The organism is uncultured Roseivirga sp. (genome assembly GCF_963973945.1).
In the GTDB taxonomy this organism is placed as follows: domain Bacteria; phylum Bacteroidota; class Bacteroidia; order Cytophagales; family Cyclobacteriaceae; genus Roseivirga.
On the sequence record NZ_CAXBBV010000002.1, the window covers coordinates 182423 to 202298 of the forward strand.

At 37.7% G+C, this 19876-nt stretch carries 20 protein-coding genes; 8 read left to right on the top strand and 12 right to left on the bottom strand.

Features of this window, described 5'->3' with window-relative positions; all coding sequences use genetic code 11:
• Window positions 1-21 precede the first annotated feature (21 nt).
• From AAC026_RS05090 to AAC026_RS05100, 3 genes are read right to left on the bottom strand one after another with little or no spacing between them, the layout of a single operon-like run.
• Window positions 22-840, bottom strand: a complete 819-nt coding sequence (locus tag AAC026_RS05090; protein ID WP_339695573.1) for an FkbM family methyltransferase — start codon at window positions 838-840, stop codon at window positions 22-24.
• Between the two features lie 57 nt (window positions 841-897).
• Entirely contained in the window at window positions 898-2559 is a 1662-nt protein-coding gene (locus AAC026_RS05095; protein WP_339695575.1) for a glycosyltransferase family 39 protein, read from the bottom strand.
• The gene (locus tag AAC026_RS05100) at window positions 2556-3326 is read right to left on the bottom strand and encodes a glycosyltransferase family 2 protein (RefSeq protein WP_339695578.1); all 771 of its coding nucleotides are present in this window, start codon (window positions 3324-3326) and stop codon (window positions 2556-2558) included. The genes AAC026_RS05095 and AAC026_RS05100 overlap by 4 nt, the downstream gene beginning before the upstream one ends.
• A gap of 114 nt (window positions 3327-3440) precedes the next feature.
• Between AAC026_RS05100 and AAC026_RS05105 the strand changes: the two genes are divergently transcribed.
• Entirely contained in the window at window positions 3441-4280 is an 840-nt protein-coding gene (locus AAC026_RS05105) for an FkbM family methyltransferase (RefSeq protein ID WP_339695581.1), read from the top strand.
• Window position 4281: 1 nt separating this feature from the next.
• Window positions 4282-4848 carry a DUF3109 family protein gene (locus AAC026_RS05110; RefSeq protein WP_339695584.1) on the top strand — a complete coding sequence of 189 codons (567 nt, stop codon included), beginning with the start codon at window positions 4282-4284 and terminating at the stop codon, window positions 4846-4848.
• A 13-nt stretch (window positions 4849-4861) separates the two neighbouring features.
• Here the strand turns inward: AAC026_RS05110 and AAC026_RS05115 are convergent, their stop codons facing one another.
• From AAC026_RS05115 to pdxA, 9 genes are all read right to left on the bottom strand, one after another.
• Window positions 4862-5827, bottom strand: coding sequence for a glycosyltransferase family 2 protein (locus AAC026_RS05115; RefSeq protein ID WP_339695587.1), 966 nt, complete (start codon window positions 5825-5827; stop codon window positions 4862-4864).
• Between the two features lie 3 nt (window positions 5828-5830).
• Window positions 5831-7126: a glycosyltransferase family 87 protein gene (locus AAC026_RS05120; protein WP_339695590.1), complete on the bottom strand. Its 1296-nt coding sequence runs from the start codon at window positions 7124-7126 to the stop codon at window positions 5831-5833.
• Window positions 7127-7417: 291 nt separating this feature from the next.
• Complete coding sequence (accC, locus tag AAC026_RS05125) at window positions 7418-8761, bottom strand: acetyl-CoA carboxylase biotin carboxylase subunit (RefSeq protein ID WP_339605786.1); 1344 nt, start codon at window positions 8759-8761, stop codon at window positions 7418-7420.
• Window positions 8762-8830: 69 nt separating this feature from the next.
• The gene (accB, locus tag AAC026_RS05130; protein WP_339605785.1) at window positions 8831-9301 is read right to left on the bottom strand and encodes an acetyl-CoA carboxylase biotin carboxyl carrier protein; all 471 of its coding nucleotides are present in this window, start codon (window positions 9299-9301) and stop codon (window positions 8831-8833) included.
• 31 nt (window positions 9302-9332) lie between these two features.
• Window positions 9333-9896, bottom strand: coding sequence for an elongation factor P (gene efp, locus AAC026_RS05135; RefSeq protein ID WP_339605784.1), 564 nt, complete (start codon window positions 9894-9896; stop codon window positions 9333-9335).
• Between the two features lie 52 nt (window positions 9897-9948).
• Window positions 9949-10947, bottom strand: a complete 999-nt coding sequence (locus AAC026_RS05140; RefSeq protein WP_339605783.1) for a beta-ketoacyl-ACP synthase III — start codon at window positions 10945-10947, stop codon at window positions 9949-9951.
• 187 nt (window positions 10948-11134) lie between these two features.
• Entirely contained in the window at window positions 11135-11326 is a 192-nt protein-coding gene (rpmF, locus tag AAC026_RS05145) for a 50S ribosomal protein L32 (protein WP_053222813.1), read from the bottom strand.
• Between the two features lie 24 nt (window positions 11327-11350).
• Window positions 11351-11905 (bottom strand): DUF177 domain-containing protein, encoded by a 555-nt coding sequence (locus AAC026_RS05150; RefSeq protein ID WP_339695592.1) that lies wholly within the window; start codon window positions 11903-11905, stop codon window positions 11351-11353.
• A 148-nt stretch (window positions 11906-12053) separates the two neighbouring features.
• On the bottom strand, window positions 12054-13076 hold the full coding sequence (gene pdxA / locus AAC026_RS05155) for a 4-hydroxythreonine-4-phosphate dehydrogenase PdxA (protein WP_339695594.1): 1023 nt from the start codon (window positions 13074-13076) through the stop codon (window positions 12054-12056).
• A gap of 146 nt (window positions 13077-13222) precedes the next feature.
• Here pdxA and rsmA point away from each other — a divergent pair, with 146 nt between their 5' ends.
• From rsmA to AAC026_RS05185, 6 genes are all read left to right on the top strand, one after another.
• Window positions 13223-14002 (top strand): 16S rRNA (adenine(1518)-N(6)/adenine(1519)-N(6))-dimethyltransferase RsmA, encoded by a 780-nt coding sequence (gene rsmA, locus AAC026_RS05160; RefSeq protein WP_339605780.1) that lies wholly within the window; start codon window positions 13223-13225, stop codon window positions 14000-14002.
• The gene (gene mgtE, locus AAC026_RS05165; RefSeq protein WP_339695596.1) at window positions 13990-15348 is read left to right on the top strand and encodes a magnesium transporter; all 1359 of its coding nucleotides are present in this window, start codon (window positions 13990-13992) and stop codon (window positions 15346-15348) included. Before rsmA ends, mgtE begins: the two co-directional genes overlap by 13 nt.
• 5 nt (window positions 15349-15353) lie before the next feature.
• Window positions 15354-16304: an NAD(P)-dependent oxidoreductase gene (locus AAC026_RS05170; RefSeq protein WP_339695599.1), complete on the top strand. Its 951-nt coding sequence runs from the start codon at window positions 15354-15356 to the stop codon at window positions 16302-16304.
• Window positions 16305-16693: 389 nt separating this feature from the next.
• Window positions 16694-17170, top strand: a complete 477-nt coding sequence (greA, locus tag AAC026_RS05175; protein WP_339605777.1) for a transcription elongation factor GreA — start codon at window positions 16694-16696, stop codon at window positions 17168-17170.
• A gap of 2 nt (window positions 17171-17172) precedes the next feature.
• On the top strand, window positions 17173-17568 hold the full coding sequence (locus AAC026_RS05180) for an HIT family protein (RefSeq protein ID WP_339695602.1): 396 nt from the start codon (window positions 17173-17175) through the stop codon (window positions 17566-17568).
• A gap of 570 nt (window positions 17569-18138) precedes the next feature.
• A complete protein-coding gene (locus AAC026_RS05185; protein ID WP_339695605.1) occupies window positions 18139-19875 on the top strand; it encodes a hypothetical protein in 1737 nt (578 codons plus the stop codon).
• The last annotated feature ends 1 nt before the right edge of the window (window position 19876 follow it).

The following is a 19876-nucleotide window of genomic DNA, read 5'->3' on the forward strand; positions in this document are numbered from 1 at the left end:
AAGCCGCGTAAGCGGCTTTTTTTATAAGTCTCTATTAATATAGACTAGGTTTTCCCCGCTAATGCTTTTCTCGAAGCTATACCTGCCAATTGCTTTTTCAAAAACTGCTGTACAACCTGGCTTCATACGTTCATGGAGCTCTATAATTAGGAGTTTAACTTTTGGTAACCATTGCTCATAGTCTTTTTCAAAAACACTCATCTCAGATCCTTCGATATCTAACTTCAATAAATCAACAGATTCCCAATTCATTTTTTCAATTAAGTCTAGAATAGAAAATGCCTGAAAAGCACCAGGCTTGTCTGATGTAGTTTCTTCAACCTCGAAGGCCCATTTTTCTGTTTCAGGATTGGCGATTTTTAAGTACGTGGATTTGCCCCAAATGGCAGATTTTATTGGAGTAATATTTTTATAAGGCACGGTGTTTTTTTTAACCAGCTCAAAGTTTGAACTGTCTGGTTCTATAGCAAGAATTTCTGCTTCTGGATATTTGCGAGCATAGAATACGGACGCATAACCAATGTTAGAGCCTCCATCAATAATCGTTTTTGGCTTGGACGGGAGGTCGATCTCATAACGGGTATTCATAAAAACTTGCCTAAAGGTAGGTTCATCAGAGGCATGAGCTCTCAAGAATAAACTATGATGGTATTCGGGAATATCATATTCGACCAATGTATCAACTAATGGTGAATGAAACTTATGGTAGAGCTCTAAACCCTTCTTTTTGCCGTATTTAGTTATGTACTGCTTTGGTCTGTAGAATTGCTTCAAACGGTGCTTAATAGGTGAATATGCTGAATTCGCAATTTTTTTTATTTCATGTATTAATGATGTCATGATACTATCTCTTTATAAGCAACAGTTTAATAACTAGCAGCATGTTTTTTTAACATACTACTCTTTCAATACCAAATGATATTCAGCGAATTTCGAATAATCTCCATTTTCAGCATCAATACAGGCTTTAACGAATTTAGCAAATTGTGACTCACTGGGAAAATCATAGATCATACCTGACCAAAGTGATTCGAAGCCAGAAAGATAACCTAAACTCTCAACTCTTACTAATGCCAATGTTTTTCCTTGATTTGAATTAATTTGGGATGGAGACTGATCTCGAATGGCATGTCTTTCAGCATAAAACGGAATATTATGAATTAATGTCTTTTCAATCAGAATTGGAATGCTGGAGTCGATATTTTCTCTCTCATTAATTACTTCCCCTATCTCACTATAAGGGCGATATTTCTCAATTGGTTTAAGATAGGCCGCGACTAAAATATAAACACCAAAAATTGCATAGAAAGGAATAGAAATTTGATTGTCGATACTTTTCGCGCTTTTGTTTTTTGTGATAACGAAAGCAATGATTGTAAAGAACACTGGTACTAAATACCAAATAAGGGGTAAGCTGAGGAAGTAGGTGGTGAAAAATGAGATAGCTAAAATCAACACTGCTGGTAAATAGAATGAGACTTTTAAGGCTTTTGGAAAAACCGTTTTTTTCGGGGCGATATTAACCAATGCCGCTGTAATCATCAATGCCATTGCTGGATGAGCCTGAATAAAGTAGGTTGGTATTTTCCCTTTGGCAGCCGTGAAAATCATAAACATCACAATAAACCAAGCGAAGGGAAAGGCTATTTCCGACTTTATCTTTTTTGGTGAGGAGATGTAATGGGCCAATACAACGAAGAAAGCCAATGAATAAGGGAGAATGGTCCAGGAAATTACTTCTAAATAAAAGAATGGTCTAAGGCTTTTTTCGTTTCTGGTAAAGGCACGATCAAATGTTTCTCGTTGAAATATCTCCCAGAAGTTCTCACCATAGGTTAGGTACATGTAAGCTACCCAACTCATCCCAATAATGAGTACAATAGGAATTCCGAAATGGAGTTTGATTTGGCTGGCCTTTTTTAGAGTAGTTCGGATATTGAAATTTGAATCGATAAGAATGAACAGACCAATAATGCCAGCAATTACAACTATATAGGGGTACCCCTTTGTTAAAACAGTAAGGCCGAGTGCTACATATGACAAGTAATAGTACTTCGTCCTGCTCTCCTGATAGCCTTTTATAAACCAATAGAGGGTTAAGGTGAAGAAGAAGGTAAGAGGAATTTCTGGCGAAGCATATTGTTTTACCGCCATTAACTGAACACCTACTGCCATGATCATTAAAGAGTAAATACCTCCTTTTTCGCCATAGAGCCTCTTTCCGAGCAAATAAGTAAGCCATACCGAACCAATGGTAAGTAATACGATGGGCAACCGGATACCGAATTCATTTAAGCCAAAAATGTACGAGCTGACAGCAATGAGCCAATAAGTGAGAGGAGGCTTGTTGTAACGTGGTTCGTAATTGTATTTGATGTCTAGGAAATTACCACTTTCGAACATTTCGCGAACCGATTCTGCATAAAAGCTTTCATTCGGAGTCCATATGTCATTTACATAAAAGTTGTAGAAATAGAGCATGGAAATGACCACCATCAAGAAAACAACTTGTTGTTTGTGATTAGCCTGTAAAGTGATGAGGTCAGTAAACTTTTTCATTTAATTGATTCGCCCTTATGGATGAGTTTTAGGTACATATATTTGAGAAAGGTATAATAACTTGCTGTTTTGCAGATGATTAAACCTTCAAAGCCATCTTTAAAACCTCCTCTTAAAATGTAACTATTAAAGAATCGAAAAGCGGGGCTAAAGATGAGTTTGAAGTTGCTTGGTTTTTTACCCAAAGTATGCATTGCAATCGCAGCTTGCTTTGCGTATTTGGCCGATCGGTTAATATGATCTTCGTAGTTTACATAAGAATAATGGAGCAAATCGCCCTTGATATGTTGGGTATTAGATTCTGAATCAATACTCACAGAGGGGTGGGGGTCAAGCCCGTCCCACTTGCCTTTTCTTCTATCATAGAGCCTAAGCTTTGCATCGGGATACCAGCCAGAATGCCTTATCCATTTGCCACAATAATTAGTGAACCGATTGAAAATGTAACCATCATAATTCCAGTTGTTTTTAACAGATTGGATTGATTTTTTTAATTCTTCAGACAATTCTTCATCAGCATCTAACTGCAACACGTAGTCAAAACTTGCTGAGTCTTGAGCAAAATTCTTCTGATCTAAAAAGCCTTTCCAAGGGTTTTCTATAAACCTAGCATTATGACTAAGTGCAATATCTTTTGTACGGTCTGTTGAAAAAGAATCGACAATTAGAATTTCATCGCAGACATCCTTAATGGATTCTATACATCTACCGATGTTTTCTTCCTCGTTAAATGTTATTATAATCCCGCTTAATTTTATCTGCTCCATTTTCATTAGAAAGGCGAAATTAATGATTTGATGTCGAAACAACAGGCTCATTCATTCAGATATGAAAGAGATATTCTTTTATTTCTCGTATTTTCGACATTTAAAACTAAGACTATGTTTGGACTGTTTGGAAAAAGTAAGCGAAAGAAAGAAATCAAGTCAACTTTTAAGGAATATGGTTTTGAAATCCAGAAATTCAATATTGATGGGTATGGCGAAATAGACTTTGCTAATTGGTTGCATCCTTTTAATAGACCCATACATTTAGGAACTTCTGAAGTGAATTTTTACAAGTCGTTGGCTCCTGAAGGCTCCATGATAATTGACATTGGTACATATACAGGAGATACTACAGTTCCAATGGCTTTGGCTGTTGGTAAAAAAGGAATTGTACTTGGTCTAGAACCAAATCAATATGTATATAAGATATTAGAAGAGAATTCTAAATTGAATACTGAGATTACCAACATCGTTCCACTGCCCTTTGCAGCGACAACTGAGGATGGAGAGTTTGTATTTAATTATTCAGATGCATCGTTCTGTAACGGTGGCTTCCTCTCTCAAATAAAGAACAGAAAACACAAACACAATTATGAACTCAAGGTAGAAGGGAGAGATTTTCAGAAATTTTTGAATGAAAATTATGCTGATCGACTTTCTCAGTTGTCTCTATTAAAAGTGGATGCAGAAGGTTACGATAAGGACATCCTCAACGGATTGAGTGATCTGATATCGACCTACAGACCAAATATTATGGCGGAATGTTATAAAAGATTAACCAAAGAGGAAAGGGAAGATCTGTATGATACTATGGCAAAACATAATTACACGGTTTACATGAATGACACTCATTATTTGTCCGATGGCTTTGTAGACACTGCAAAAAGAGTGAAGCTAACAAAAGACACCATGGGTATAAAAAAGCATTTTGAAATAATAGCCATTCCAAATTAATATGATCTTAGTAGACAACGCTGTAATCAGTGACGATATAAAAGAACAACTTTTTGTTTGTGATCTTGAAGCTTGCAAGGGTGCTTGTTGTGTAGAAGGTGATTTAGGCGCGCCACTGGAAGATCATGAACTGAAAGAACTGCAAAATGCACTTGAAGCTGTAAAGCCTTACTTAAGTGAGGAAGGATTAAAGGCAATTGAAAAAGAAGGGCCTTATATCATAGATTTTGAAGGAGATTACTCTACAACCACAATTGGCAATAGAGAATGTGCTTTTTCCATATATGATGAAAAGGGTATTCTGAAATGTGGAATAGAACAGGCTTATCGTGACGGTAAAACAACTTTCAAAAAACCTATATCCTGCGAACTCTATCCCATCAGAGTTACCAAATATGATCATTACGAAGCACTCAACTACGATCGTTGGTCTATTTGCTCTGCGGCCTGTACTTTAGGTGAAAAGCTTGGTGTGCCTGTTTACAAGTTTTTAAAAGATGCTCTTATAAGAAAGTATGGAGAAGCTTGGTATCAAGATCTCTGTAACGAGATCGAAGGAACTAACTAAGAAAGGATATTCTTTAGTTAGTTGATTTTCTTGGTTCAACAGCTTCTTTGTTCTTGATGTTCTCCTTGATAATAAACAATGGCCTTTGCTTTACCTGAAAGAAAATTCGTAATACATATTCGCCAATTAAGCCTAGCGATAACAATTGAATACCCCCAAATAGAACTAATACGAACAAGAGGCCAGTAAAACCTTCAGGAACGTTTCCATAGATTAACTTTTTGGCTACTACATAAAGGAAGTAACAAATCGAAGAGATTATAGTAAGTAGTCCAAGGTTGGTAATCAATTTAATTGGTAGTTCACTAAAGTTGAATACGCCATTAAAAGCGAGTTGAAATAGTTTTCTGAGTGTATATTTCGATTCACCAGATTGACGCTCTTCTCGGTTGTATTCTATGCCAATTTGCTTAAAACCTAACCAACTACGCATACCTCGTAGAAATCTACTTTGTTCAGGCATTTCGTTCATTAAATGAGCTACTCTTGCACTAATTAGAGAGAAATCCCCCGTGTCTAAAGGGATGTGGATATAAGAAATTTTATCCATCAACCTATAGAATGACTTGTATGCAAATTTCTTTAAGAAATTCTCTTTTCGGTTTTTTCTTACTGCATATACAACATCGTAGCCTTGTTTGTAATAATCGTAAAATTCTCCAAGTAACTCTGGAGGGTCCTGAAGATCTGCGTCAATAATGAAAACGGCTTCGGTAGCAGTGATCTGTTGTAGACCAGCACTTAATGCAATTTGGTGACCAAAGTTTCTAGAAAGAATAACAGACTGAAAGCGTTGATCTTTCATTGCTAAATTGGTCATTAGCTCGGCAGTTTTGTCACTACTGCCATCATCTACCAAAATAACCTCAATAGACTTTTCAAATGAGTCCATTAAATTGACCAAGCGACTGATCAGTGTCTCAAATACGTCCTCTTCATTATAAAGTGGGATAACAATATTGATGGCTGGAGCAAGCATAGGTTACTGATTATTTTCTGGCTGATGAGTATTGAGCATTGAGGGCTTTAGCTGTGCATAAGCGACAATTAGAGCAATGATTCCAAATGTAATTACTTTATAAAACTGAGTCTGATCATACCAATACTTGCCAATAATGTTAGATGAGGTTAAGGTAGTGATGATAAAGTAAAGGCCCATAGGGACGAGTATTTTCATCGGTATACCTCTAAGCCCGCCTTCCGTTTTATAGCGTTTGACCATATAATAAGCAATGAAGAACAGTGCAGGTAGTATATAGTAAAATGAATACTTATTCTGCGCTGGAAACACCAATGGAAAAGCTAAGCAGATGTAACCAAATTCCCAGAAGACATGCACGCTTGATTTGGCTGCTTTAAAAGGAAGGCTCCTTACAAAGTATAGCGTAAAAAGTATCAGAGCCCCTCTAATAATGTTGGTAAGTATACCTGCAACTTCATATGATAGAGAAAGGATATTTCTGTTGCCCGTAATTTTATCATCGGGCATTTCTGTGAAGTAGGCAAAAATGAACGCAGACAAATTATATATACCTGTTTTGGTTTCTAATGTATATTCCTTGTTAGCAGGATTAATAATGTTGTACCATTCTTGGATCAAGAAATTGTTATAGTCAAAACCAACAATTAAAGCTGGTAGGTAGACTAAGAGCACCGTAAAGATTATAGTGAAAATAGGTGTTTTGAAATCCTTTCTATAAATAAAATAACCTATCAGTAGCAAGGGCATTATTTTAGTAACAATAGCAAGGGCTAACATTAGGCCAGCCAAAACGGGCTTATTTTTTCTAGACAAGTGTAATGCGTAAACCGATAGAAAGACGAGTAAAATGGTAGTTTGACCCAATTGGAGGTTTTGCCCCCAAAAACGTATCCCTAGAACTAATGTGACTATGGCGGTAATTCCGAAAAGCTTGGTGTCTGATTTTAATTCGGAAAAGAATTCTCTAAACAATAAAACTGATTTATAGAGAAGGAATACATTGAAAAATAGCCACAGAAATATATAGACCTGTTTTGGCAATAGAGATATGGGGTAAAGTGCGATCCCGAAAATTGGTGCATACCTGTATTGAGCATGTGGTGTGATTTTACCATCGGGCTCCGTTTCAATCATATCCTCATCCAAAAATGGATTGGCTTTTTCGTCTACCATGACCCTTCCTGCAGCAACATAAATGCGATAGTCAGCGGCTTGTTGTGTAGTAAAGATCAATGAAATCAAGACCATGATTCCATATATCCAAACTTTGGTTTTTAGATTTGATTGTAAGTTCATTTAATTAGTAATATCGATTTAGGTAAATAGGGTGTCATGAAGTATTGAAACAGAGGACAAATCTTTAAACTCATTTAGTAACAATGAAGACAATCAACCTTGGTTGGGGGTTGGGTTGTGAATAATACAGCGAAATACTTTAAAATATTCTATATGTGCAACCATTATTGTGCTTTCTGCTCCTGCAAGCGCTTATAAACTCAAGTGTTTCGGTAACCCATTTTATTCAACATAAAAAAGGTCACTTCTAAATAAAAGTGACCTTCTCTAAATATTAAGTATAATCGTCTTCTACATTCCAGAAAAGTCAAAGCCCTCTAAGAAGCTTGTTGTGAACTGACCCGATTTGAACTTAGGATCGTCCATTAGCTTGATATGGAAAGGAATAGTGGTTTTGATACCTTCAATTACATATTCTTCCAAAGCTCTCTTCATCCTTACCAATACCTCTTCGCGTGATTGAGCTGTTACAATTAACTTCGCAATCATTGAGTCATAGTTTGGCGGAATAGTGTAGCCTGCGTAAATGTGACTGTCAATTCTTACTCCGTGTCCACCAGGGGTGTGTAGGTTTGTGATTTTACCAGGGCTTGGTCTAAAGCCATGCGCAGGATCTTCAGCATTGATTCTACATTCCATAGCATAGAGCTTAGGGAAGTAGTTTTTGCCAGAAATTTTCTCACCAGCGGCAACCTTAATTTGTTCTTTGATTAAGTCGAAATCGGTTACTTCTTCAGTAATAGGGTGCTCTACTTGAATACGGGTATTCATTTCCATAAAGTAGAAATCACCATGTTTGTCTAACAAGAACTCAACAGTTCCAGCGCCTTCGTAACCAATAGATTCAGCAGCTTTTACGGCTGCAGCACCCATTCTTTCTCTTAGTTCTTGATTAACCGCAGGAGAAGGGGTTTCTTCTAATAGCTTTTGATGACGTCTTTGGATAGAACAATCTCTTTCTGAAAGGTGGCAAGCACGCCCACTACTGTCTCCAACAATTTGAATTTCTACGTGACGAGGCTCTTCTACAAACTTTTCAAGGTAGAGTCCATCGTTTCCGAAAGCTGCAGCAGATTCCATTCTGGCATCGTCCCAAGCTTTTTGAAATTGAGAATCGTCTTTTACAATTCTCATTCCTCTTCCTCCGCCACCAGCGGTAGCTTTGAGAATTACAGGGTACTTGACCTTGTTTGCAATCTTAAGGCCTTCTTCCACAGATTTCAACAGACCATCTGAACCAGGAATAGTAGGTACTCCCGCTTTTTTCATGGTGTCTTTCGCTGTCGACTTGTCGCCCATTTTATCAATCATATCCGGACTAGCTCCAATGAACTTTATACCGTATTCTTGACAAACCCTAGAAAATTCAGCGTTTTCAGAAAGAAAACCATAACCAGGGTGAATAGCATCTGCATTAGTAATTTCTGCTGCAGAAATGATATGTGGTATTTTTAGGTAGGACTGATTTGAAGGAGCGGGGCCAATGTTTACCGCTTCATCAGCAAACCTAACATGTAGACTGTCTTTATCAGCCGTGGAGTAAACCGCTACGGTTTTGATGCCCATTTCCTTACATGTTCTTATAATTCGAAGGGCAATCTCGCCTCTATTGGCAATTAATATCTTTTTAAACACTACAATAGATATTTTAGGTTGAGAAATAATTGAGGGTCTTTGAATGATGTAGACCCCTTAACCAAAATCTTACGCAGGATCTACCAAAAACAAAGGCTGATCGTATTCTACTGGTGATGCGTTTTCAACCAATACTTTTACAATTGTACCTGAGATTTCAGATTCAATTTCATTGAAAAGCTTCATGGCTTCTACAATACAAACTTTATCGCCAGCTGATATAGAGTCTCCAACATTCACGAATGATGGATCTTCAGGCTTTGGTGAGCGATAAAAAGTACCGATCATTGGTGATTTAATTTGAACGTATTTGCTCGACTCGTCATTGGCAGGAGCAGGCTTGGCTGCTTCTTGTGGAGCAGGAGCTGCGGCTACTGGTGCAGCTGCAACAGGTTGAGGCATAGAAGGCGCAGTAGCAATTACTTTTCCTTCATTGTCTCTTTTTACCTTGATTTTAAACTCTTCGGTTTCAATGTTGACCTCTGCTAAACCTGATTTAGCAATAAAGTCGATCATGTTTTTGATTTCTTTCGCATTCATAACAATTCGATTATTTCGTTGAGATGGTGGGCTATTTTACACGCTCACCGTATGAATTTGTTCTAGTGTCTACTTTAATTTTGTCGTCTTGATTGATGAATAAAGGTACTTGAATTTCAGCACCAGTTTCTAAAGTGGCAGCCTTTGTTGCATTTGTAGCCGTATCTCCCTTAATACCAGGTTCGGTGTAAGTTACAACAAGTTCTACATATGCTGGTAACTCAACACTTAGTACGGATTCTGTTTCAGCATGAAATAAAACATCTACTTCCTGCCCATCCTTCATCAATTGTGGGGCATTGATTAAATCTTTTGGTACAGCTACTTGTTCAAAAGTTTCTGAGTTCATTAGATTATATCCGTAGTCATCTTTGAAAAGAAACTGATGAGGTCTTTTTTCAATTCTTGCTGTCACTACTTTTACACCAGAAGTGAAAGTATTATCCAATACTTTTCCTGTTCTAATGCTTTTTAGTTTTGTTCTTACGAATGCAGGTCCTTTTCCAGGCTTAACGTGCTGAAATTCGGTGATTGCGTAAAGGTCGTGATTGTATTCAATTACAAGACCGTTTTTAAAATCTGCTGTACTTGCCATGCGTTTATTTCAAACTAAGTTACAAATATTCAATTCTGATCCTTTGGGATTTTTATGATGGGTCGTATGCCCATTTTAAATAAATAGAGCCCCAGGTAAATCCGCCACCAAATGCGGCTAAAATAAGATTGTCACCTTTTTTTAATTGACTCTCATAGTCCCAAAGACAAAGAGGAATGGTTCCGCTGGTTGTGTTGCCATATTTGTGAATATTCAACATTACCTTCTCTTCACCAATTTCCATGCGCCTTGCTGTAGCGTCTATAATTCTTTTGTTCGCCTGATGGGGAACTAACCAAGTAACATCTTCGCCTTGCAAGTTGTTTTTTGCCATAATTTCGGCAGAAACATCTGCCATATTGGTTACAGCAAATTTGAAAACTGCAGAACCCTCCTGATAAACGTAGTGCTCTCGATTATCAACTGTTTCGTGCGAAGCTGGTTTTCGGCTTCCTCCGGCTTTCATGTGCAAATGCTGTGCTCCCGATCCGTCAGATCGAAGAATAGAATCCATGATTCCAACATTTTCTTCCGTAGGCTCCAATAGAACCGCTCCGCCACCATCACCAAAAATAATGCAGGTAGTTCTTTCATTGTAGTCTATAATCGAAGACATTTTGTCTGCGCCAACAACGACTACTTTTTTGTATTTACCTGTTTCAATAAACTGGCTACCCGTAGTTACAGCATAAATAAACCCTGAGCAGGCCGCTTGTAAGTCGTAACTAAATGCATTTTTTGCTCCAATGGCATCTGCAATAATATTGGCAGTGGCAGGGAACATCATATCGGGGGTAGTGGTGGCGCAGATCAGAAGATCAATTTCAGAAGGATCGGTATTGGTTTTTTCGAGCAAGCCTTTTACGGCTTCAATACCCAAAACAGAGGTGCCTTGACCTTCTCCTTTTAATATTCTTCTTTCTTTAATGCCAGTGCGGGAAGTTATCCATTCGTCAGTGGTGTCAACTATTGTTTCTAACTCTTTATTGGTTAGAACGTAGTCTGGCACCCAACCATTGACGCCTGAGATTTTAGCTCTGATTTTAGTCATTCAATATTTTTAGAACGGAAAGATCCATCCTTATTTCTAAATAATCTGCCAATATAAGGGATCAAGTTTCAGATTCAAATAATAGATTGAAGGAAACCTTACCATTGGTCAAATGAAGTGTCTATAAATAAATATTGCTCCTGAATGTTGATTCAGGAGCAAATATTCAAAAAGCCAAAAGTTAAACTTAGGCTAAAACTTCTTTTTCCATTACTACTTTACCTTTGAAGTAAAGTTTTCCTTCATGCCAGAAAGCTCTGTGAGGCAAGTGCATTTCTCCGGTAGTTGGGCAAATAGCCAAAGCTTTGCCATGCAATTTTTTGTGAGTTCTACCTTTGTCTCTTCTGGTTTTCGAGGTTTTTCTCTTAGGATGCGCCATTTTTCTACAATTTTATAGCTTTCGCTATTCTTTATTTTTCAATTTCTTCAAAGAAGCCCATCGTGGGTCTATTGATTCTTCATTTTCCTGATCTTCTTTATTCTTGTCATTATCTTCCTCTTCAGAAGAATAAATCATAAGTACTTCTTCTTCACTGTCATCATCTTCATCTTGAAAACGTGGGTGAAGTTTTTTCATGGGGATTTCAAGTCCTATAAATTCAAACATTATGGAAGCTACATTCAATTGTTGGGTGTCGCGTGGTATTACCACAACTTCATCCGACAATTCTTCAAACTCATTTCCGAGTTTATAGATGAACGGTCTTTCCAAGTCAATTGGAAAATCAAACAAGTCGAGACTTCTATCGCATTCAAGCTCTACTGAACCTTTAATGCGAAATACGGTCTGGATCATTGTTTCAGACTTGTGCAATGAAATGTTAGCGGTTAGTTTCCCTTTGCTAACGAGGTCATTGTCAAATAATTCAAAGAACTTATCGTCTAACTGAAATTCAAAATCATGCAGCCCATTATTGAGCTTAAAGATCTGTATTTCATATTTTCTGATTGGTTTCAATTATCCCCTCTCAAAATCAGGACTGCAAAGGTATGAAAATTCAATTGAATCCTAAAACAGTGTTTACTTATTTCATTAATAAATACCGAACAAAAATTACAAGCCCGCTTCAAAGGGTAGAAAAGGCCGAGTTTTATTAGGTAATCACTTATTCTCTTCTGTTTCTAATAATATCCATGGCCATGTAAAGTGCGGCCCTCATACTACTAGGGTCAGCTTCATTTTTGCCAGCTATGCCAAAAGCTGTTCCATGATCTGGAGATGTTCTTACGATAGGAAGACCCGCTGTAAAGTTAACGCCATCTTCAAAAGCTATGGTTTTGAAAGGAATTAAACCTTGGTCGTGGTACATGGCCAGTATACCGTCAAACTTTGAGTTGGTGTTGTTACCAAAGAAACCATCGGCAGGGTATGGGCCAAAAACCAAATGCCCTTTCTCTTTAAATTCGTTGATTAATGGCTGTATTAGCTCTTTTTCTTCTGAGCCCAATAGGCCATCTTCTCCAGCGTGAGGGTTCAATCCTAAAATGGCCACTTTGGGCTTACTTATGCCAAAATCCTTTTTTAGCGATTTTAACATCAAATCAATTTTACTGGTCAGTCTTTCGGTGGTTAGTTCTTCTTTAATCTTCATTAAAGGAATATGGCCAGTGGCTACACCTATTCTAAGTCGGTCGTTGCAGAGGAACATCAAACTGTCTTTCGCACCAAAAGTAGTGGTGAAAAACTCAGTGTGCCCAGGGAAGTTAAAATCACCACTTTGAATATTGTTCTTACTAATAGGGGCTGTGACAACTCCGTCAATTACCCCGTTTTGTAAATCTTCTACAGCCTTTTGTAAAGAAGCTAAGGCGTATTTTCCACCATCATTATTTTCTTCCCCAGGTTTAATTTCAAAATCTTCTTCCCAACAGTTAATCACATTGGCTTTTTTTTCATGAAGCCTATCGCCAGTATTAAATTGGTAGAAGGAGAAGTTAGTTAGGTCTAATATTTTTTTGTAGTGCGAAAAGGCTTTTCCATGGCCATAAAGTATAATGGTCACGTAGTCGTAAAGCTTTTGCTCCGAAATGGTTTTAATAATTACTTCGGGGCCAATACCATTAATATCGCCAATGGTAATGCCAATTACTGGCTTGTAGGTTATTTCGTCTTCCGAATGTAGATTCATGATCAAAGAATTTCCTGCTTTTGTAATCTTTAAAGAAAAGTTGAAGTAGGTTTGAATGTGAGAAGAACAATGAAGCCCTACTCTGAGTAATCTTCAACAGAATTCTCATTTTGCGCAAATTAATGTTTTTTCTATAAGTTACTCCCATGTCATCAGTCAGACCCAAGAAACATCTCGGCCAACATTTTCTAAAAGATTTGAATATTGCCAAAAGTATTGCGGATGGACTTACTGGTCATGGAGGCTATGATAAGGTGCTAGAAATAGGGCCTGGAACAGGTGTGCTCACACAATTTCTTTTACAGAACAATGTAGAAACCTCAGTTATTGAAATTGATAGAGAGTCTGTGGCTTACCTAAAGCAGCATTACCCTCAGCTTGACGGAAGAATTATTGAAGGGGATTTTCTGAAGTTGAATATGGAAGAGCGTTTTCCGGGGAAGTTCGGAGTAGTGGGTAACTTTCCATATAATATTTCATCACAAATATTTTTTAAGGTGCTGGATTTAAAACAGCAGGTGCCCGAAGTAGTTTGTATGATTCAAAAAGAGGTGGCCGATCGCCTTATTTCGCCTCCAGGAAATAAAGCCTATGGAATTTTAAGTGTGTTCTTACAGGCTTATTATGAGTTAGAATATTTATTCACGGTTCCTCCCAATGTTTTTAACCCTCCTCCCAAGGTAAATAGCGCGGTAATTAGGTTAAAAAGAAACGAAAGAGAAGCTTTAGATTGTGATGAGGTGCTTTTTAGAAGAGTAGTAAAAGCAGGTTTTCAAATGAGAAGGAAAACATTGCGCAACGCACTAAAACCAATAAATTTGCCAGAGGAACTCAGCGGAGAAAAAGTGCTCGATCAAAGGGCCGAAACACTTTCTGTTGACCAGTATGTGGAACTGACGAATCTTATATCATCGTGTCAGAAGTAAAAATCAACTTTGAACTTTCTAAGGAGTACCTCAGTGCGCTGGAAATAGCCATTGAGAAAAAAAATAGTGCCTTTATCCGCGACACGATGGAAGGGGTGAATTCTGCTGATATTTCTGCATTACTAGATGAGGTAAGTAGCGAAATGGCCAAATATGTCTTAGATATTTTGGACAATGAAGTTGGTGCCGAAATTATAGAAGACCTTGAAGAAGATACTAGGACTAAATTCTTAGAAAACTTCACCCCAAAAGAAGTAGCTGATTACATTACGGAAATGGATTCTGATGATGCCGTGGACATCATCAATGAACTTCCGGCCAAAACGCGAGAAGAAGTAATCTCTGAAATTATTGACCCCGATACCGCTGCTCATATTCATGAGCTAATGCGCTATGATGAGGATTGTGCGGGCGGGTTGATGGCCAAAGAGATGATTGTTGCTAATCTGAATTGGAACATCGTTCAAACGATTGAAGAAATTAGGAGGCAACGCGAAAATGTTGATCGAATTTACTCGGTTTATGTAATCGACAATAAGCATAAGTTATTGGGTAAGGTTTCGGTAAAGGACATTTTGCTGGCGAATGACAATACTTTGATCAATGAAATTTATGATGAAGATGTCATCTCTGTTGAAACCTATATGGATGAAGAGGAGGTGGCCGACATCATGCGAAAATACGACCTCGATGTGGTGCCAGTTGTAAACCTTCAAGGAAAGTTAGTAGGTAGAATTACAATAGATGATATTGTAGATGTAATTACCGATCAGGCAGAAGAAGACAGACAATTGATGTCGGGTATATCTTCAGATGTCGAGGAAGACGATACGATTTGGGTGATTTTGAAAGCCCGATTGCCGTGGCTGATTATCGGTTTGGTAGGTGGAATTGTGGGTGCATATGTAATTCGAGGTTTCGAAGATCAGATTCAGACCATTACAGGCTTGGCCCTTTTTATACCGTTGATTATGGCTACGGGCGGAAACGTGGGAGTGCAGTCTTCTACACTCGTAGTTCAGAGTTTGGCCAATAAATCTGTATTTACTGATAGTTTAGGGAAACGATTATTAAAAATGATGGCCATTGCCATGTTTACAGGCTTGGTGTTGGGTTCAATTAGCTTCTTTTTTGTCTATTTATATGGAGAAGTAAAACTAGGTTTAGTAGTAGCTATTGCGTTACAGGCCGTTGTTTTATTGGCCTCATTTACGGGAACAGCAACCCCATTGATATTAGATAAATTCGGAATTAATCCAGCCTTGGCTTCAGGGCCATTTATTACCACGGCCAACGATATGTTGGGAATTACCGTGTATCTACTCATTGCAAATTTATTACTCTAATCATTATGCAGAAAAGGTTTTTGATAGTAGATGACATGCATCAAAGCATCTGTGTATTACTTGCCGAAGCAGGAATTGAAGCGCACTATGAACCACATATTTCAAGACCTGAATTACTGAAAATCATTAAGAACTATGAAGGTCTTCTTATTCGCTCTAAAACGGATGTAGATCGAGAACTTATTGATGCTGCGACTAATTTAGAGGTGATTGGAAGGGCAGGGGCTGGCTTAGATAAAATTGATGTTCAGTATGTAGAATCAAAAGGCATTGAAATTCTAAATGCGCCAGAAGGAAATCGTGATGCATTAGCAGAGCATGCAATGGGCCTTTTGCTTTCAATGTTGAACAATATAGTAAAGGCCGATGCCGAAGTAAGAAACTGGATTTGGGACAGAGAAGGCAACCGAGGTGACGAACTAAGCGATAAAACAATTGGCATTATTGGCTATGGCTACATGGGGCAGGCTTTTGTGCAAAGGCTCAGGGCTTTTGATTGTCGAGTGTTGGTTTACGACAAGTATAAGAAAGGCTTTGGAACAAAGAATGTAGAAGAGGTAAGCTTGTCGAAACTGTATGATAAAGCCGATATACTAAGCCTTCATGTCCCCTTGAATGAAGAAACACGTGCTTGGATAGACAAAGAGTTTATCATGAACTTCAGAAAAAATATTTACCTTTTGAATACAGCCCGAGGTGAGATTTTGCCTACTAAAGACCTTCTGGATCTGTTAGATTCGGGTAAGGTAAAAGGTGCTGCCCTTGATGTTTTAGATAAAGAGAAATTTGACAAGCTGACCGAAGAAGAGCGAAATCAGTTTATGGATTTGTTTTCTAGAAAGAATATTGTGTTTTCCCCACATGTAGGTGGTTGGACCTTCGCTTCGTATAAAAGAATTAATGAAGTTTTGGTGGGTAAAATTGCTTCATATTATCATATTGAAAAGGAAGGCTAGTTCTAGGATGGTCTAATAGAGGTCAGTCTGGGGTTGTAGTAATTGACTAATGCAGTTAAAACTCATCAGGCTAATTAAGAATTACTTTTAGTCGACCTTTTATGATTCTGTTTTCCAAATATTTTTTTCTTAATATTTTCAATATTAACCTTGATTAAATTGAGGTTAAATCTAAATCTGTTTTTCTTCTGTACTTAAGCATTGCCTTTTTCAAGTTGCTGTAAGTGTAATTCAAGGAGGCGTTTTTGGGCAATCTAGGAGACTATTTATATTTTGCTTAAATTTGAACTACACATCGCCTTAGCGGGCGATTTTGTATTTAAAGCAACGGTTTCTGTTAGGAGCCGTTCTTTGTTTTTTATAGCATAACAAATTAAACAATTAAAATTATGGCTGGAATTTCATATTACACGGAAGAAGGCTTGCAGAAATTGAAGGATGAACTTCAACACCTTAAGACCAAAGGTAGAGCGGACATGTCGAAGCAGATTGCTGAGGCGCGCGACAAAGGTGATTTGAGTGAGAATGCTGAATATGATGCTGCAAAAGATGCTCAGGGGCTCATGGAAATGAGAATTGCTGAGTTAGAAGGCTTTGTGGGTAACGCAAGAATCATGAAAGATGAGAACGTGGACCTTTCAAAGGTTTCAATCCTTTCAACAGCTAAGATCAAGAACGTTAAAAACGGCATGGTAGTAAAATACACTTTAGTATCTGAAAAAGAAGCAGATCTAAAGGCTGGAAAAATATCTTATGAATCACCAATAGGCAAGGGACTCTTGAATAAGAAAATTGGTGAGATTGCAGAAGTAACGGCTCCTGCTGGTATTATGCAATTCGAAATATTAGACATTACATTAGAGTAATTATGCCAAGTATCTTCACTCGAATCATTAACAGAGAAATTCCCGGCCACATTGTGGCAGAAGACGATCATAACATTGCGTTTCTGGATGTTAATCCATTGAAAGTAGGTCATGTTTTATGTGTTCCTAAAGAGGAGGTGAATTATATTTTTGATTTGGATGAAGATACTTACATAAACTTACACACCTTTACTAAAAAGGTGGCTAAGGCGGTTGAAGCCGCTGTACCGTGCAAAAGAATTGGCGTGGCCGTTATTGGCCTTGAAGTACCCCATGTACACATTCATTTAATTCCCCTTCAGAATATTTCAGATATTGACTTTAGCAAACCCAAGCTAAGGTTAAGTCAAGAAGAATTAGCAGAGACTGCCGAGAAAATTAAGAAACAGCTTAAGTAATATAAAACTGAAATTACAACCTTACTATAGATTGAGGATTGTATATCAAAATTGAATTATTACTTAGCACCACTTGACTTACTCCATTAGTTAGGCCAGAATCAAAAATCTTGATTCCCATTGATTTGTTGATGTATTTAGCAAAGGTATGTCCTGGCTAAATTACTGAGGTTTGACAGAAATCTCTATGGATACGGCCTTGGCTCTAAGGCTAACAAGTATACCAGAGAAAAGCAGCTCTATTCTTTATTTCACCCAGCGATTAATTCTATTCTCATATCTAAATATCTATCCAGTTTTTTTAGGTTAATGGTATTTTCTGCCGTGAGCGAGCATTTTGATTTAGAAGTGTAAGATGATGGGCTTGGGCTTTGGTAGTATATCCTTATGATTGAATTCCATACTTCGGTTTAGTCGAAATTGATTTTGAGTTTACCAAAATATACGTATTGCTACGTATTTCTTTTGAGTATTGATATCGATATTTTTATCCTGTTAAAATATAGATTGAATATCAATTATTTATAATAATAATTGATATAAAGATTACGGTTTAAAACAAAATCTATTATGAGCAAAACAAACACGCTGGCTGATTACGATATGGTTTTGGCCCTATCAGAAACTACCATCAACTACCAATTCAGTCAATTACATAAACGAAATATCATTAGAAAGAATTGGAGTTTGCTTGTGGGTAACGTATTGAATCCCAAACCCAAAGAAACGCCATTTTCGGTTACCGATTCCGATAAAGACTGGGAGAAAAAACTTGATCGTTGGATCGAAATTCAGAGACAGATTGAACAGGATGAAGACTATGGGTTAATTGCCAAACTTAAGGAAGAAGGTATAAACTTTGATTTTGGCTGGAATGCACAAATTCTTTCTCCTACCGTGCGCATTAAAGATAAGGACAGTAATAACCTGAGCCTGGAAATAAGCTTTAAGAATGGTGAGCTCTATTACAGGCCCGACAAGATTGCCGCAGTAAGAATATTCGACCTTAAAGGTTGCACCTATGCTTTTAATGTACCTATTGGTAAGTTGGAAATCAACAAAGACCAAATGGTACTGAATGCGCAGGATGAAATGAAAAAAGTAATCAGAGAGAGCGGTCTTAGCGAAGAAGACTTTAGCATTGAAAGTTTGTTTCTCAATTTCGAAAATGCCGATATCACCTCTTTTGATAAAACGAAAAGTAAGTTCCCCGATGAAATAGCTCTGCCCTTACAGGTAGCCATTCAAAACTATTTCAACATTATGGTAGCCAAAAGCGAAAATCCCTATGTACTTGGCTATGGGGTGAACCGAAGGAAAATCAGATCATCGGAAAATGCCATGTTCCAACCTACTTCAGTTAATTTTTCCACCTCGTATAGTTCAAAGCAAGATACCACTAACCCAATAAGAGGGCAGTTTAGTGCCTTTAATTTTTTGATGATGCTAAACAATAGACAGGCCTCACATGATCAAAATGCAGGTGTAATGTCGGCCAGTTTAATTGAATTGGGAAAAGACACTAGTGCTACCACAGATGGCGTTTTTGCAATTCAGAATGAACGCTTTCAAAAGTACATAGACTCAATGGACAAATATGTTGAAAGCGTATTTGCGGCACAGGCTGGTGTAGATATTCAAGGTGGTTTTAAAGATGGGGTAATGAAAGCCAAACACCATGAAAAAAGAATTGACGACACGGTGAATACTGTTTACAAATTAACAAGGCAGGCTGTACAGAACCACACACAGCCTGCGGGCCTAAATATTAGCTACAAATTTGAAGTAGATATTGAAGTGGTTGTCAATGGTGTAATTCATACTCCTCTTGGGGATATACAGTTGATAAGACAAAGCATTACCCTTTCAACGAATGGTCAGTACACTAAGGGAGACATTAGTAAAAAGGGAGCTATAGGCTACTTAAATTTTATCATCAAAAATGGCATACAGGGCAGGTTCGACCTAGAGTATAGTTTGAGCAAACCCTCGATTGCCTTCGACAAAGACACCAACCTTATAAAAGGAGATTTCTGGGAGATACTTGCGGGTATTCTATCCCTAATCTTTGCATGGCCTATCAAAGTAGTAGAGGGTATTGTTAATCAGATTGCCGTAGACCTTGGTACTAGCAGTGCCATCAAAGAAGATAAAAACCTGGAAAGGCTCAGAAATCTGGACATACTAAATCAAACCAACAGGGTGATTCTTCCGCTTGGTAAAACCTATGCCTATAAGAACCTTCGCTATTTGCCAGAGAAAGGCATAGTAGCTTATGATATTGCCTACGCACCAGTAATTGAATAAA